Here is a 15784-nt window from a genome sequence, read left to right as displayed (position 1 = left end):
GCGTCTCCTTACGAGTACGCGACCGCGAGCGCGGCCGGCGTCGATGGCGGGGAAGGCAGCGGCCGCGAGTCCAGCCGCTCGCGCAGCACGCGGCCGATGTGGGCGGCCGCGCGCGGCTCGAGCATCGACTGGTGATGGCAGTCGACGTCGTGGATCTCGATGCGCCCGCCGATGAAGGGCTGCCAGGCCGCGGCGTGGTAATGCAGCAGGCCGTCCAGGTCGACGTGCTCCTTGAGGCCGGCGTTGAAGAACACCACGTCGGTCTCGATCGGCGCCGGCCGGTAGCGCCGCGCCAGCATCAGGTTGTTGCGGGTCACCGCGGTGACGTTCTCGATCAGGCGCGCGTCGGCCTTCATGATTTCCTGCACCAGCGGAATCGAGAACACCTCGTACTCGCGGCACAACAAGTCGGCCAAGCTGCGCATGTCCTGCGGCGGGTTGTCGCGGGTGCGGTGGTGGAAGCCGAGGAACTTGAGCACGGCCACGGCCTGTTGGGCTTCGCTCTGGGCGTCGTGGGCATCGGCCACGAACGGATACGAATCCATCATCGCCAGCAGTTCGATGCGTTCGCCTACCTGCTGCAACTGCGCGGCGATGGCATGCCCGATCAGGCCGCCGAGCGACCAGCCGAGCAGGCGGTACGGCCCCTGCGGCTGGATCCGGCGCATCTGCGCGATGTAGTCGGCGGCGATCTCCTCGATGCTGCCGGGCAGGGCGCCGCCGCCGCGCAGGCCGCGCGACTGCAGGGCGTACACCGGCAGGGTCTCGTCGAGGTGGCGCAGCATGCCGGCGTAGGACCAGCTGAAGCCGGTCACCGGGTGGATGCAGAACAGCGGCCGTTCGCGGTCGGACAGGCGCAGCGACAGCAACGCGCCGAGCGGATCGTTCTCGCCGCCGCTGCGTTCCAGATACGCGGCTAGGCCGGCGATGGTCGAGCCCTCGAACAGGGCGCCGAGCGACAGCTCGCTGCCGAAATGCTGCGGGAAGGCGGCGACCAGTTCGGCGGCGGTCAGCGAATCGCCGCCGAGCTCGAAGAAGTTGTCGTGGATGCCGACGCGTTCGAGGCCGAAGATCCGCTGCCACAGCGCCACCAGCTTGCGTTCGATCTCGCTGCGCGGCGCGGCGTAGGCAGCCTGGCGGCTGCGTTCCGGCGGCGCCAGCGCCTTGCGGTCGAGTTTGCCGCTCGGCGTCAGCGGCAGCGCCGCCAATTCGACGTAGACGCTCGGCACCATGTGGTCGGGCAGCTTGGCGGCGAGACGGCGGCGCAGGCCGTCGCTGTCGAGGCGCAGGCCGGTCGCGGGCACCAGATAGGCGGCAAGCAGCGCGTGCCCCGCGGTGTCGCTGTGCAGGGCGACCGCGGCCTCGGCTACGGTTTCTTCGGCGCCGAGATGGGTTTCGATTTCGCCGAGCTCGACCCGGTGGCCGCGGATCTTGACCTGCTGATCGGCGCGGCCCAGGTATTCGATGACGCCGTCGTCGCGCCAGCGCGCGAGGTCGCCGGTGCGGTACAGGCGCGCATCGGTGGCGCTGAGCGGATCGGCTCGGCGGGCGGCGAAAGGATCGGCGATGAAGCGCTCGGCGGTGAGCTCGTCGCGGCCCAGATAGCCCTTGGCGACGCAGGCGCCGCCGATGTAGAGCTCGCCGACGCTGCCGGTCGGCACCGGACTCAGCGTGGTGTCGAGCACGTAGGCGCGGGTGTTCGCCAGTGGCTTGCCGATCGGCGGCGGCGCACCGTCGGCGAGGTCGGCCGCCGTGATCTCGATCGCGCTGGCCCACACCGTGGTCTCGGTCGGCCCGTACAGATTGGTCACCCGCGCGGCCGCGGCGACCAGACGCTGGGCGAGTTCCGGCGGCAAGGCTTCGCCGGTCGACAACGCGTGCACGCCGTCCAGACGCAGCTCGGGGTTGGCCAACAGCATGCGCCACAGCGACGGCGTGGCCTGGACGAAGTTGAGGCCGTGCTCGGCGATCAAGCGGGCCAGCGCGAGCGGATTGCGCACCACCTCGGCGGTGGTCACGACGATGCGCGCGCCGACGCTGAGCGGCAGGAACAGCTCGAAGCAGGCGATGTCGAAGGCGACCGTGGTCTGGGCCAAGAATCGATCGGCCGCGGTCGGCGCGAACAGGCGCTGGGTCGCGAGCAGAAAGTTGCCGAGATTGCGCTGAGTGACTTCCACGCCCTTGGGCCGGCCGGTCGAGCCCGAGGTGTAGATCAGGTAGGCGGTGGCGTCGAAGCGCGCGCGCGGCAGGACGGCGTCGACGTCGATCTCGTAGGCCTCGTCCTGCTCGTGGGCGAACAGCAGCGGCAGCGCGCGGCCGGCGAAGGCCTCGGCGAAGTTCGAGGTAGTCAGCAGCAGGCTCGGTGCGGCGTCGTCGAGGGTCAGGGCGATGCGCTCGGCCGGCGCTTCCGGGTCCAGCGGCAGATAGGCCGCGCCGGCTTTCCACACCGCGATCAGGGCCGCGATCAACACCTCGTCGCGCGGCAGGGCGATGGCGACGATGTCGCCGGGGCGCACGCCCTTCGCGATCAAGCGGTGGGCCAGGCGGGTGCTGCTCTGGTCGAGTTCGCGATAGCTCAGCACGGTGTCGCCGGCGATCACCGCGACCGCATCGGGCGTGCGCGCGGCCTGCTGCTCGAACTGGTCGAGCGCGGTGCTGTCCGGCAGCGGTGCGTCGGTGTCGTTCCAGCCCAGCAGCAGGCGCTCGCGCTCTTGATCGCCGAGCACGTCGATGGCGCCGAGGCTCAGCGACGGATCGGCCGACACCGATTCGATCAACCGCATCAGGCGGCGCCGGTGTTCGTCGAGCTCCGCGGCCGGGTACAGGGCCGGGTTGGCATCGAGGTCGAAGCTCAAGCCTTCGCCGTCGTCGCGGTCGTAAACGAACACGGTCAGGTCTTCGGCCGAGCCGTTGTGCAGGTTATGCCCGGTCGCGCGATGGCCGCCGAAGCTGCCGTAGTCGAAGGGCTCGATGTTGATGCCGAGCCAGGCCAGATGCTGGTCGGGATTGACCAGGCCGAGGTCGCGGCGCAGGTCTTCGTAGCGATACTGCTGGTGGCGCAGCGCCTGCTTGACCACGCGCGAGACCTGCGCGAACAGTTCCGGCATGGTCGTCTGCGGGCTCATCGCCAAACGGATCGCGACCACGTTGGCGACCATGCCCGGGGTGCTGCGCAGGGCGTGATTGACGCGGCCGGTGACCGGCATGCCGAACACCAGGTCGTGGGCGCCGGTGGCGCGGTGATAATAGGCGGCGATCAGCGCGATCAGCACCTGCGGCAGGCTCACCCCGCAGTCGCGCGCGATCTCGACCAGGCGTGTGCGCGCCGCGTCGTCGAGCAGGCCGCGCGCACGGCGCAGGCCGCCGTTGTTGCGCACGCGCCGACGCGCCAAGGTTACCGCCTCGGGCAGGGCCGCCAGTTGCTCGCGCCAGAACGCGCGGTCGCGCTGGAAACGTTCGGAACCGCGATAGGCGGCTTCGCTTTCGACCAGCGCCGCCAGCGAGCCGTAGCCGCAGGGCTCGGGCTCGCGGCCTTCGACGTAGGCGCTGTACAACTCGCTGATGCGGCGCACGGTCATGCCGCCGCTGTAGCCGTCGTAGATCGTGTGATGGGCGCGCTGGTACCAGCAATAGCGGTCGTCGGCGAGCTTGAACAGCGCGCTGACCCAGAGCGGGTCGTGGACGAAATCGACCGGCTTGGCGAGTTCGGCCTGCATCCAGCGTTCCGCGGCCGCGCGCGGTTCGGCTTCCAGGCTGAGGTCGAAATACGGGAAGTCGCTTTCGTATTCCTCGCGCACGATCTGCCGCGGCAGGCCGCCTTGTTCGACGATGCGCACGCGGGTGGCATCGGCTTCGCGGGTGAATTGGCGCAGTGCACGCAGGAACAGCTCGGTATCGACCGGGCCGCAAATCTCCACGGCTTCGGCGATGTTCATGGAGGCTTCGGCCGAGGCGATCTTCTGCCCGACCCACAGTCCGCGCTGGGCGGTGGTCAGGGGCAGGGCGGGGGAGTGGGATTCATTCATGGCGCGCATCCTTTGAGGCGGCCGTTGGCCGCACGCCGTCAGCGGCCGGCGGGCGCGATGCCCGACGACGCGTTGTTTTCGCGCGCGATCCCGCGGCCAGCTCGTCGTTACGAGTGGCCCCCTCTCCATGTTTGTTTCGAAATAAAACTACGTCGTCGCCGCGGCGCTTGGCGCCGGGGCTGAGCCCTGTCCGTAGCAGCTGGCTGCGCTATTCGCGCAGATGGCGGGCTTGAGTTCTTATGTGGTTCGCCTGCGGCAGCGACGATCCGCATCGCACTTCGCTGCCGCTTCGGATTCAATATCCCTGAGCGCTCCGGCGCTGTCCATCGAGATCGGTGAGAGCCGGATCACAAGTCGAATATTTACGAAGCCGCCGTTGAGAGCCGGATCACAAGTCGAATATGTGAAGCTTTTTCTACAGGCGACAAGATCGCGCGAATATTCTCGCCGCAGCGATTTTTCGCGTTTGCGCCTCTGAAATATCGGTATCCGCGCGGTATCGCAACGCGGTTCGAAATCACGATCCGCCTGTGATGCCGCGCGGCATCGAGGCGCTTTCGATTTTCGCTTTAGCGAACGAATTTTCCGCCAGCGAATATCCATGGCGCGCAGACCGCCGCGTCGAGCGATGCAGAACGATCGAACTGCGACGCGCGGCCGGCTCGGATCGCGACGCCCGGGTGAATGCGGTCAGGCGGTATGGCCGGTCTCGCCGGCCCGCGCCGTCGTGGCCTGGGATATGATGAGAGCCATTCTCATTTGAGGCCGGTCGATGCCGTCCCCGTCAGCGTTTGCTCTGCCCCAGCCCGCCTTCGCCGCGGCCGCCGCCCCGACCCGCGAAGCGCTGCTGGACGTCGCCGCGCGCCTGTTCGTCGAGCGCGGCACCGAGCGCGTCGCCCTGGCCGACATCGCCGCCGGCGCCGGCCTGGAACTGCGCGTGCTGCGCGACCACTTCGCCAGCCGCGAGCATGTGCTGCTGGCCTTGCAGCAGCGTTTCGTCGAGGGCTTTCGCGTCCGTCTCCACGAGGCCATGGACCGCTGCCGGCCCAACGATTGGCCGGCACGCCTGCGCGCCTGGGTGCAGAGCGCGGTCGAAGGATATCTCGACCAGGTCGCGCTGCACGACGTCGTCTTCCACGACCTGCGCACCCACGACCGCCATGCGATGCAGGAGAACCCGGTCGTCGATCAACTGGTCGAGTTGCTCGAAGGCGGCATCGCAGCGCGGGTCTGGGCCGCGCCGGACCCACGCCTGACCGCGGTGATCTTCTTCACCGCCATGCACAGCGCGGTCGACCGGGTCATTGCCTGCGGCGAGCCGCAGGACCGGCAACGCCTGGTGCAGACCCTGATCGGTTACTTCGAGCGCTCGGTGCAATGGTGGGCGCGCTTCTGAGCCCGCCGCGCAGCCTCGCGATCAGGCGGCGCGGGCGGTCATGAGCTCGGCGATGGCGTCGCGATGGGCGTGGTCGATCGCGTCGAGGAACTCCGCGCCGATCATGCCGCGCGCCTCGTCGAGGGCTTCCAGCGCCGCCTGCACGCGTCCGCTGCGGTACAGCGCCTGACCCAGCAGCAAGGCCGCCAGCGGCGCCTGGTTCTGCCGGCACCAGGCGCGCGCCTCGCGCGCCGCGGCGATGCAGGCTTCGTCCTGGCCGAGCCGGTAGTGGGCGTCGGCGATGCCGCTGCGCAGCCAGTAGCGGATCTCGTCGTCGTGCATGCCGGTGTCGGCCAAGGCGATGGCCTGCGCCCAGTGCTGGGCGGCCTGGTGGTAATCGCCGCCGGCCTGATGGCCGATGGCCTGGTTGGCGAGGTCGAGGACCTGCGACTCGACGTCGTCGAGGGCATTCATTTCCATATGCATATCGGTTCCTTCCCGGCCGCCGTCATTGGCGGCCTGCGCATGGGTTAACGCACTGCGCCGGAAAAAGGGGTCAGCGCTCGGCGCCGATCCTTTCGGTGCCGATCATTGCAGATGAAACGAATGCTCGAGGTGGCCGGCGTCCGCCGCGGGCTCTTCGCGCGGGGGGCGGTTGCGGCCGCGCCACTCGCCGGGCTGGTGCCAGGGAATGCGCATGACGAAGCGCGCGCCGCCCAGCGGCGAGCTCTCGATGTGGACCTCGCCGCCGTGGCGGTCGATCACCTGGCGCACGATGCTGAGGCCCAGCCCGAAGCCGCCGGTGGCGCGGTCGCGGCTGCGGTCGAGGCGATAGAACGGTTCGAACACGCGCAGGCGGTCTTCCGGCGGGATGCCGACGCCGTCGTCCTCGACCACCAACTGCCAACCGTGCTCGACCGCTTCGGCGCCGACCCGGATGGTGCCGTCGGCATAGCGCAGGGCGTTGCGCATGAGGTTGGAGAAGGCGCGGCCGAGGCTGCGCGGCTCGACCACGACCTCTTTCAGCGCCGGGGCGAGCGCCCATTCGATATGGGTGGTGCGGATGCGCAGCTCCTCGGCCGACACGCCGGTCGAGGCGCGCAGGAACGCGGACAGGTCGATGCGCTCCAACGCCGGCATCGGGCCGCTGCGTTCGAGCATGCCCAGGGTCAACAGTTCGCCGACCAGCAGGTCGAGTTCTTCGACGTCGCAGCGCAAGGCGTGCACGCGCGCACGCGCCACCCGGTCGTCGAGGGTGTCGCCGAGGTTGGCCAGGCCGAACTCCAGGCGGGTGATCGGCGTGCGCAGCTCGTGCGAGGCGGCGTTGACCATGTCGCGCTGCGACTGGATCAGGCAGCCGATCTGGTCGGCCATGTTGTTGAAGTAGACGCACAGCTGGCGGATCGACGAGCCGCCCGGCAGGCGTGCGCGGGCGTTGAGGTCGCCGTCGCCGAAGCGCGCGGCGGCGTCGCGCAACTGCTCCAGGTCGCGCCAATGCGGCTGCAGCCAGATCATCAGGCCGACCAGCACCATCGCGAACACGGTGGCATAGGCGATGTAGCGGATCGGGAAATCGCTTTCGTCGTAGCTGATCTGGACCACGTCGCCGTGGTCGAGGCGGACATAGACGTGGTGATGCTCGGTGCTGACGTGGTCGCTGGCGGTGCCGGTGGCGGCCAGTTCGGCCAGCACCCGCGACGGCAGGCGCAGCGCCATCGCCGGCGACAGCACGCTGTAGCGGTCCGGGTTGCTGCGGTTGAGCGCGGCGATGCGCTCGGGCAATTCGCCGATGCCGACGCCGCGCAGGTGCTCGCGCAGCAGCGCCAGCTCGCCGCTGAACTCGTGCCGCGCCGATTGCGAGTACTGGTCCGGGAACAGATACGGAAAGGCTTGCTGCACCAACAGCATCGAGCACAACAGCAGGCCGGCCACGGTCAGATACAGCCGCACCAGCATCGCGAACATTCAGTCCTCCCAGGCGATCGGACTGAACAGGTAACCGCGGCCCCATACGGTCTTGATCTTGCGCGGCTCGTTGGCGTCGTCGCCGAAATGCCGGCGCAGGCGCGAGATGCTGACGTCGACGGTGCGGTCGACGCCGTCGAAGCCGATCCCGCGCCAGCGCCGCAGCAACTCGTCGCGATTGAGCACGCGGCCGGCGGCCTGGGCCAGGATCACGAACAGGTTGTAGTCGGCGGTCTTGAGGTCGATCTCCTGGCCTTTCCAGCGCACCTGACGCGCGGTCATGTCGATCTGCAGGCCGCCGTACAGCAGCATCGAGGAGCCGTTGGGTTGCGGCCGCGCCTGGCTGCGGCGCAGGATGGCGCGCAATCGCGCCAGCAACAGCCGCGGCTCGACCGGCTTGAGTACGTAGTCGTCGGCGCCGACCTCCAGGCCGGTGACCTGATCGAACAGATCGCCGCGCGCGGTCAGCATGACGATCGGCAGGCTCGATTGCTTGCGGATCTGGCGACAGACGTCGAAGCCGTCCATGCCGGGCAGCATCAGGTCGAGCACGATGACGTCGGGTGGATCGTCCTCGATCGCGGTCAGCGCCTGGTCCCCGCGCAGTACCACCGAGGTTTGAAAGTCGTAGCGTTGCAGGTATTCGGATATCAGCCCGGCCAGTCGGGCGTCGTCCTCTATCAGCAGGACTTTATTCATGGCCACCTCATGCGAGCCGGCATGGTAGCGCCGGCGGGTGGTGCTCGTCGGGACCGTACAAATAAACACATCCGGGTATCGAAGCCGGGGTCGGGCGGCGCGCGCGGCGGGCGCCACGGCGGCGGACTGGCGCGCGCGTCCGTAACCGGGTCGGGCGAATGACGTTCGTTTCGGAAACGCAGCGGTGAGGGCATCGAAGGCGGCGCAGTGAGTGGGCTTGCTGACATTGATGCCGCGATCGTACGCAGGGTTGCAAGCGCGATGCGCGGACGGCGGCGTGAGCGGCGACGCGATGGCGCGGCGACCTTGCACGACAGCGTAATGGCGGTTGCTGTACGCAGAGACAAGGCGAAACCGATGGACGGATCGCAAGAGCGTACCAGCGGCGCATCGGTGGCCGCTGCGATACGCGCGACGGCGGCATTGCGCCGCCGTCGTAGTCGAGACACGAGCCTGGCGATGGCCAGGCATGAACTTCATCGTTGTCGTCGCAACGCGCCGGCGCGGCCACGATTGATGACAAACGTCATACGGATACGACGCAGATTTCGCTGCGATCAGAGCGTCGCCCAGAGCTGGCGCGCTTCGTGCGCGATCACTTCCGGAAACTCTTCCGGGTAGAACAGTTTCGCGCCTTCGATGAAGCGGATGCCGCGCGAGTTCGGGAACAAGCGGTCCAGGTAATGCGGGCTGGCCGGCGAGAAGATCGTGTCGCCGGTGCCCCAGACGATCCGCACCGGTTGCGTGCAGCGCTTCAGTGCCGCCTCGATGCCGGCGAGCGGGTTCGGGTCCAGCCCCATCGCATAGGCGTCGGTGAGCTGCACGCGTTGCGGCGTGCTCACCAGCGGGGTGAAATAGGTCTCGATCGCTTCGTCGCTCGGATGATCGGGATAGGTGAAGCACTGTACGCCGATGCCCTTTTCCGAACGGGCGAAGGCATGGTCGGCCAGTTGCGGCGGAAACGTTTCCAGGGCGAAGCGGCCGCGGCGTGCGGCTTCGATCACCGGCACCACCGCGGCCGGCGGGCTGTCGTTCTCGACGTCGCAGTTGGTCAGCAGCATGCTGCGCACGCGCTGCGGATACTTGACCAGGAACATCTGCGCGACCGCGCCGCCGCTGTCGTTGGCGATCAGGTCGACGCTGTCGATGCCGAGCCGGTCGAGCAAGGTCGCGAGCATGTCGACCTGCGCGTCCGGCGCGACGCTCTGGCCTGCGGCGACCCGCGTATAGCCCAGGCCCATGAAGTCCGCGGCGATGCAACGGCGGTACGGCGCCAGATAGGCCATCGCGCCGCGCCACTGGAAGCTGTTGAGCGGGAAGCCGTGCAGGAACAGGGCCGCCGGCCCCTGGCCGCGCTCGACGTAGGCGATCTCGCCGAACGAGGTCGCGACGAAGCGGCGCGCGGCATGGAACGCCGCCGCGTTCCACGGCGCGGTATCGGCGGCGGTGGCGCCGGCGCCGGTCAGGCCGGTGGCGCAAGCGCCGAGCAGGCCGACGCTGGCTGCGCCGACGCCGAGTTGGATGAAGGTTCTGCGGTTCATGTCGTCTCCCAGGCCCGGACGGGCGTTTCGATGGGAGGCGATGATCGAGATCGGCAGTCATGCCGGCAATGACGTCGCAGGTGCAATTTGCATGACCTGCGAGGTCATGGTTTTGACTGAAGCCGGCTCCTATCATGGCCGCATGAACATGGCCCTCGCTACGAATCCGAAGACCGGCCCGCGCAACCAGAGCGTCGGCGCGCTGTTGCGCGAGTGGCGCGCGGTCCGGCGCTGGAGCCAACTGGACCTGGCCCTGGACGCGGGCGTATCGGCGCGCCACCTGAGCTATGTGGAGACCGGCAAGTCGCAGCCGAGCCGCGAGATGATCGTCAAGCTCGCCGACGCCCTGGACATGCCGCTGCGCGAACGCAATGCGTTGCTGGTCGCGGCCGGCTTCGCGCCGAAATACCCCGAGACCGCGTTGGCGACGCCCGAGTTCGCCCAGATCCGGCGCGCGATCGAATTCATCCTCAAGCAGCAGGAGCCGTATCCGGCGTTCCTGTTGAACCGGCACTGGGACGTGTTGATGGCCAACGAGGCCGCGGTGCGCACCAATGCCTTCGTCATGCGCGGCCGTCCGAACCGCCACGCCAACATGATCCGGCAGATCTTCGACCCCGAGGATCTGCGTCCGGCGGTCGCCAACTGGGAGGAGGTGGCCGGCGAGCTGATCCGTCACTTGCACACCGCCGTCGCGGCCACACCCGGCGACAGCGCGGCGCGCGCCTTGCTCGACGAAGCCATGGCCTATCCCGGGGTGCCGAGCCATTGGCGCCGGCGCCAGTTCGATGCGGCGCCGTCGCCGTTGCTGACCACGATCCTGCGCCGCGACGAACACGAACTGCGTTTCTTCTCCACCATCACCACCTTTGGCACCCCGCGCGACGTCACCATCGACGAATTGCACGTGGAGTGCTGTTTCCCGATGGACGAGGCCACCGCGCAGCTGTGCCGCGCCCTGCAGGACGGATCGCTCGGGGCTTGAGCCGGGGCGCGGGTCCGGTGGCTGCGAGCGGCCTGATCGCCGCGGTGGCGATGTAAGGCAACCAAATGGTTGCATTTCGTTGCGGACGGGACTAGCCTCCGGCTCGGAGGTACGACCATGAACGCATCCACCGATCGCATCGAGAAGCAGATCCTGCTGAAGGCGCCGCGCTCGCGGGTCTGGCGGGCCTTGGCGGACGCCGAGTCCTTCGGCGAATGGTTCGGCGTCCGCCTCGAAGGCCAGCGCTTCGTGCCCGGGCAGACCACCCAGGGCTACATCACCTATCCGGGCTACGAGCACCTGCTGATGCAGGTCGAAGTCCAGCGCGTCGAGCCCGAACGCCTGCTGTCCTTCCATTGGCATCCCTATGCGGTCGATGCCGAGGTCGACTACTCGCAGGAAGCGCCGACCCTGGTCGAGTTCACTCTCGAAGAGGTCGACGGCGGCACCTTGTTGCGCGTGGTCGAGTCCGGTTTCGACCGCGTGCCGGCCTCGCGCCGCGACGAAGCCTTCCGCATGAACAGCGGCGGCTGGGACGAGCAGATGAAGAACATCGAGCGCTATGTCGGCTAGGGCCGCGTTGAAAACGCCGGCGCTGCGCAAGTCGGCGTTGGATAAATCGGCACGGGTCTTCGCCGCGCTCAGCGACGAGACGCGGCTGCGCCTGGTCGTGGCTTTGTGCGCGGGCGGTGCGATGTCGATCGCGCAACTCACCGGCGGCACCGACATCAGCCGCCAGGCGGTGACCAAGCATTTGCAGGTCTTGGCCGAGGCCGGCCTGGTGCGCGACCTCAAGGCCGGGCGCGAACGTTTGTGGGAGTTCGAGCCCGCACAACTGGACGAGGCGCGGCGCTCGCTCGATGCGATCTCGCAGCAGTGGGACCAGGCCTTGCTGCGGCTTAAATCCTTCGTCGAAGACTGAAACCCCGAGGCCGCCGAGGCTCGCCGGCGCAGCGCCGGCGGCGCCGGTCATCGCTCCATCAGATCGCGCGGCGGCAGCCCGTGCTCGCGGCAGTACTGCTCGTACTCGGCGCGTTGGGTCTCGGCGGTAGCGCGCATCCGCACCACGCCGCCGGGGCCGAGGAATTCGACCGCGCCCATGACCACGACCAGGGCGATCATCGGTTCGTCGCCGACGATCTTCCACCAGTCGGTATTGCCCGGCGGCTCATAGACATAGTCGCCGGGGCCGATCAGCTCGCCGGTGCACAACAGCCGGCTGCCGCTGAGGTTGTAGGCATGGATCTCGCCGGTGTGGCGGTGCAGCGGCATGACCACGCCCGGGTCCATGCGCAGCAGTTCGACGAAGCCCTGGTCGCCGGCGAGGAAGCGCAGCGGCTTGGCGGCCTTGCCCGGGGTCGAGGACGGAATCCACGGCAGGTCGGCGCTAGTGCTGAAACGTGCGGGCAGATAATCGTGCAGGGCATCGAGTCCGTGCGGCATCGGGTATTCCTCGGAGGATAGGGAAGGCAGCCAGGCGCGGCCGGCTCAGCAGGCGACCGCATCGAGGAAGCGATCGAAGGAGTCGTCGACCGCCTGGCGGCCGCCGCCGATGATGTTGCGGCCCCAGGTGTAGCCGTAGACGTCCTCGAATGCGTAGCCGGCGACGCGTTCGCGCATCGCCCGCACATCGCTGGGTTTCATCGGGATGTAGTTGGGATAGCTGTACATGAAGGTCACGTGGCGGCGGTCGAACACCACCTGCAGCGCATCGCCCGGGAACAGCGCGCCGCCGTCGCGCGGGCCGCGCTTCCAGTGCAGCGCTGTGCTGCCGGGGAAGTGGCCGCCGCAGCGGATCAGGGTGACGTCCTCGGAGAGTTTGTGTTCGTCGCCGCTCCAGTAGCGGATGCGTTCGGACGGGCGCTGCACCCATGCGCGATCGGCTTCGTGGATCAGGATCGGCACGCCGCCGAGCGCTTCGCTCCACTCGACCATCGAGGCGTAGAAATGCGGATGCGAGATCGCGATCAGGTCGACGCCGCCGCGCGCGCGCAGCTCGGCCACGGCCTCGTCGGTGACCAGGGCCAGGCATTCCCACAGGATGTTGCCGGCGTCGGTCTGCAGGTACAGCGCGCGTTGATCGATCGCGAATGCCGGCGCCAGGCCGATGCCGGGCACGCCGGCATCGTCCTCGAGCCGCAGCGTGTAGCGTTGCGCCAGCGCTTCGTGGGTGGTCCAGGTCTGGCCTTGCCAGCCGACGTACTGGCGATCGTCTTCGCAGATCGGGCAATGCGCCGGCACGCCGGCATGAGGGGCGAACTGGGTGCCGCAGGTTTCGCAGATCGGCAGGGACATGACAGGCCTCATGCAGGTGGGCTGTGCGGGTGCGCGACGAGTCAGGACTTCGCGTTCGTCGCGCCCTGGTTGAACAGGACGTTTCGCGCTTCCTCCGACAGCACCGGCGCCTTCGTGTAGGGGTCGTCGATGCCGGCGTAGACGCGCTGGGTGGCCGGACGTGAGGCGATGCTCTGGAACCAGCGCTGCAGGTGCGGGGTCGCGGCGAGGTCCTGGCCGAGCCCGACGTGCGGCACGATCCAGGGGTAGCAAGCGATGTCGGCGATCGAATAGGCGTCGCCGCCGAGATAGGCGCGGTCGGCGAGGCGGCGGTCGAGCACGCCGTATAGGCGCTTCACTTCCTGGGTGTAGCGCTCGATCGCATACGGCAGCGGCTCGGGCGCATAGACGCGAAAGTGACCGGCCTGGCCGGCCATCGGGCCGAGCCCGGCCATCTGCCAGAACAGCCACTGGGTGACTTCGAGACGGGCGCGGGCGTCCTTGGGCAGCAGCAGGCCGGTTTTCTCGGCGAGATAGAGCAAGATCGCGCCCGACTCGAACACCGCCACCGGCTCGCCGCCGTCGCGCGGGGCGTGGTCGACGATCGCCGGGATCTTGTTGTTCGGCGAGATCGCCAGGAATTCGGGGGCGAACTGCTCGCCGGTCGAAAGCTGCACCGGCACGATCCGGTGGGCCAGGCCGGACTCTTCCAAGAACAGGCGCAGCTTCAGGCCGTTGGGGGTCGGGCTGTAGTAGAGGTCGATCATCGGCAGGGGCTCGTCTGGGAGGGGCGGTGCGGCGGCGTCGTGCCGCTTCCATGGACTCAGCTTAGGAGTACTCTGGCGCCCTGGATGAGCCAAAACGGTGATATTTCATGGGGCCAGTTTTCCCGTTTCCTCTCGCCCTGCCGGACCGCGGCCAGGGCACCCTGACCCAGGAACTGCACCACCAACTGCGCTCGGCGATCCTCGATGGCCGCCTCGCCGCCGGGGCGCCGCTGCCGGCGACGCGCCAGGTCGCCAACGAACTCGGCGTCGCCCGCAACACTGTCGTCACCGCCTACGACCTGCTGATCGCCGAAGGCTATGCGCTGCCGCGCAAGGGCGCGAAGACCGTGGTGGCCGACGTCGCCGGACGTCGCGAACGGCGCGCGCCCTCGCATCTGGAGCAGGGGCTGGAAGACCCGCGCCTGAACCCGCTGTGGCGCACGCCGTTCATGCGTCCCGCGCCGCCGCGCAGCCTGCCGGAACGCTGCTTCCGCCTCGGCATTCCCGACCATCGCCATTTCCCGCACGACGTCTGGCGGCGTCTGTCCGCGCAGAGCCTGCGGGAATGGTCGAAGACCCATTTCAGTTATCCGCCGTCGGAAGGCATCCCGGCCCTGCGCGAAGCGATCGCCCAGCACGTCGCGTTCGCGCGTGCGGTCGCCTGCGCGGCCGACGACGTCATCGTCACTTCCGGCGCGCAGCAGGCTTTCGATCTGCTCGCGCGTTTGCTGGTGACGCCGGGCGTGACCCAGGTGGCGGTCGAAGAGCCGGGCTATCCGCCGGTGCGCGCGGCCTTCGCCGCGGCCGGCGCGCGCCTGGTGCCGATGCCGGTCGACGACGAAGGCTTGTGCGTGGATCGCCTGCCCGAGGACGTGCGCGTCGTCAGCGTCACCCCCTCGCACCAATCGCCGACCGGCGTCGCCTTGTCGCTGCGCCGGCGCAAGGCGTTGCTGGAGTTCGCCCGCCAGCATCATGCGGTGGTGATCGAAGACGACTACGACGGCGAATTCCGCTTCGGCGGGCGCCCGCTCGATGCGCTGCAGACCCTGGATCGCGACGCCTTGGTGTTCTACGTCGGCACCTTCTCCAAGAGCCTGTTCCCGTCGCTGCGCAAAGGCTTCGTGGTCGCGCCGGCGTGGGCGCGCGACGCTCTGATCACGGTCAAGCAATGCGCCGATTCGCATTGCGACACGATCACCCAGTCGGTGCTTGCGGCCTTCATCCGCGACGGTCATCTCGCCCGGCACGTGCGGCGCATGCGTTCGATCTATGGCGAGCGCCGCGACGCTCTGCTCGACGGCCTGCGCCGCGAACTGCATCCGTGGCTGGAGCCGATTCCCTCGGAAGCGGGGCTGCATCTGGCCGCGCGCATCCGCGACCCCGGGTTGGCGCCGGCGATCCTTACCCGCATGCTGCGCCACCTGCCCGGTGCGCAGTCGGTCGGCGACTATGCGATCGGCGCCTTGGAGCGGCCGGCGCTGACCTTCGGTTACGGCGTCATCGATACCGACGAGATCGCCCCGGCCCTGAAGCGTTTCCGCCGCTCACTGGAGGAACTCGGCGGCGCCTGACGCCGGCTCAGGCGGGGGCCACCGGGATGAAGCAGCGCGGCTTCATCCGGCCGAAGTCGGTCCTGCGTTCGCTGCGCACGCGCGGATTCGGGTCGAGCACGCAGCCGCCTTCGTCCGAGTGCAGATAGACCACCCAGTGCCAGCTGCCCTCGCGGCGGTTGGGATTGATGCCGGCGATGCCGCTGCGATCGAGCGCCTCCCATCGCGCCAGGCGGCGTTCCGGCCCCGCGCGCAGGCCGAGCAGCTTGAGCATGCGCCGCAACTGTCTGGCGTCGCTGAAATAGGCATTGCGCACCGTGCGCGCTTGGTCGCCGCGGCCTACGACCCGGTCGTGCGGGCCGACGCCGAGCCGGCGCGCCAGCACACGCGCCTGCGCATAGCCGATGCCGCCGAGCATCGCCACGCAGGCCAGGCCGCAGCCGGTGGCGTCTTCCTGGGTCTTTCGTCGGATCACGGGCAGTCCGGGGCGGGCGGCGTCGCCTCACTGTAGTGGCGCGCCGGTCGCGGGCGCGAGCAGGGTTGCGGGGTGAACCTTCGTCGGGACCGGGGGTCGAAGCTCCGGTCGCCGCCCTCGACCCGGCG

General features: G+C 68.8%; 14 protein-coding genes. 5 read left to right on the top strand and 9 right to left on the bottom strand.

What is annotated here, in order from left to right:
• Positions 1-8: 8 nt before the first annotated feature.
• The gene (locus LC490_RS19860; RefSeq protein ID WP_223621327.1) at positions 9-4025 is read right to left on the bottom strand and encodes a non-ribosomal peptide synthetase; all 4017 of its coding nucleotides are present in this window, start codon (positions 4023-4025) and stop codon (positions 9-11) included.
• A 772-nt stretch (positions 4026-4797) separates the two neighbouring features.
• On the opposite strand from LC490_RS19860, the gene LC490_RS19855 reads away from it, so the two are divergent.
• Positions 4798-5421, top strand: a complete 624-nt coding sequence (locus LC490_RS19855) for a TetR/AcrR family transcriptional regulator (protein ID WP_051885249.1) — start codon at positions 4798-4800, stop codon at positions 5419-5421.
• Between the two features lie 21 nt (positions 5422-5442).
• Here the strand turns inward: LC490_RS19855 and LC490_RS19850 are convergent, their stop codons facing one another.
• The 4 genes from LC490_RS19850 to LC490_RS19835 all read right to left on the bottom strand — a co-directional run bounded on the left by LC490_RS19850 (position 5443) and on the right by LC490_RS19835 (position 9605).
• Entirely contained in the window at positions 5443-5886 is a 444-nt protein-coding gene (locus tag LC490_RS19850; RefSeq protein WP_223621326.1) for a hypothetical protein, read from the bottom strand.
• 102 nt (positions 5887-5988) lie between these two features.
• A complete protein-coding gene (locus tag LC490_RS19845) occupies positions 5989-7365 on the bottom strand; it encodes an ATP-binding protein (RefSeq protein WP_223621325.1) in 1377 nt (458 codons plus the stop codon).
• On the bottom strand, positions 7366-8064 hold the full coding sequence (locus LC490_RS19840) for a response regulator (RefSeq protein ID WP_031373252.1): 699 nt from the start codon (positions 8062-8064) through the stop codon (positions 7366-7368).
• 557 nt (positions 8065-8621) lie between these two features.
• Complete coding sequence (locus LC490_RS19835) at positions 8622-9605, bottom strand: alpha/beta hydrolase (RefSeq protein ID WP_223621324.1); 984 nt, start codon at positions 9603-9605, stop codon at positions 8622-8624.
• Between the two features lie 142 nt (positions 9606-9747).
• Here LC490_RS19835 and LC490_RS19830 point away from each other — a divergent pair, with 142 nt between their 5' ends.
• The 3 genes from LC490_RS19830 to LC490_RS19820 all read left to right on the top strand — a co-directional run bounded on the left by LC490_RS19830 (position 9748) and on the right by LC490_RS19820 (position 11512).
• The gene (locus LC490_RS19830; RefSeq protein WP_051885252.1) at positions 9748-10590 is read left to right on the top strand and encodes a helix-turn-helix transcriptional regulator; all 843 of its coding nucleotides are present in this window, start codon (positions 9748-9750) and stop codon (positions 10588-10590) included.
• 117 nt (positions 10591-10707) lie between these two features.
• A complete protein-coding gene (locus tag LC490_RS19825; RefSeq protein ID WP_223621323.1) occupies positions 10708-11163 on the top strand; it encodes an SRPBCC family protein in 456 nt (151 codons plus the stop codon).
• On the top strand, positions 11153-11512 hold the full coding sequence (locus LC490_RS19820; protein ID WP_223621322.1) for a metalloregulator ArsR/SmtB family transcription factor: 360 nt from the start codon (positions 11153-11155) through the stop codon (positions 11510-11512). Before LC490_RS19825 ends, LC490_RS19820 begins: the two co-directional genes overlap by 11 nt.
• Before the next feature lie 47 nt (positions 11513-11559).
• Here LC490_RS19820 and LC490_RS19815 read toward each other — a convergent pair whose 3' ends face one another.
• Genes LC490_RS19815 through LC490_RS19805 form a run of 3 tightly spaced genes read right to left on the bottom strand, consistent with a single transcriptional unit; the run spans position 11560 to position 13631 of the window.
• Positions 11560-12033, bottom strand: a complete 474-nt coding sequence (locus LC490_RS19815; protein ID WP_081931146.1) for a cupin domain-containing protein — start codon at positions 12031-12033, stop codon at positions 11560-11562.
• 45 nt (positions 12034-12078) lie between these two features.
• Complete coding sequence (locus LC490_RS19810; RefSeq protein WP_223621321.1) at positions 12079-12885, bottom strand: MBL fold metallo-hydrolase; 807 nt, start codon at positions 12883-12885, stop codon at positions 12079-12081.
• Between the two features lie 41 nt (positions 12886-12926).
• The gene (locus LC490_RS19805; protein ID WP_223621320.1) at positions 12927-13631 is read right to left on the bottom strand and encodes a glutathione binding-like protein; all 705 of its coding nucleotides are present in this window, start codon (positions 13629-13631) and stop codon (positions 12927-12929) included.
• A 107-nt stretch (positions 13632-13738) separates the two neighbouring features.
• Here LC490_RS19805 and LC490_RS19800 point away from each other — a divergent pair, with 107 nt between their 5' ends.
• The gene (locus LC490_RS19800) at positions 13739-15202 is read left to right on the top strand and encodes a PLP-dependent aminotransferase family protein (protein WP_223621319.1); all 1464 of its coding nucleotides are present in this window, start codon (positions 13739-13741) and stop codon (positions 15200-15202) included.
• Positions 15203-15209: 7 nt separating this feature from the next.
• Here LC490_RS19800 and LC490_RS19795 read toward each other — a convergent pair whose 3' ends face one another.
• Positions 15210-15656, bottom strand: coding sequence for a hypothetical protein (locus LC490_RS19795; protein WP_223621318.1), 447 nt, complete (start codon positions 15654-15656; stop codon positions 15210-15212).
• Positions 15657-15784 lie beyond the last annotated feature (128 nt).

Source organism: Lysobacter sp. ESA13C (assembly GCF_019970005.1).
Classification (GTDB): Bacteria; Pseudomonadota; Gammaproteobacteria; order Xanthomonadales; family Xanthomonadaceae; genus Lysobacter; species Lysobacter antibioticus_B.
The sequence above is the reverse complement of the archived record's forward strand: the minus strand, read 5'-3'. Positions and strand labels throughout refer to the sequence as shown.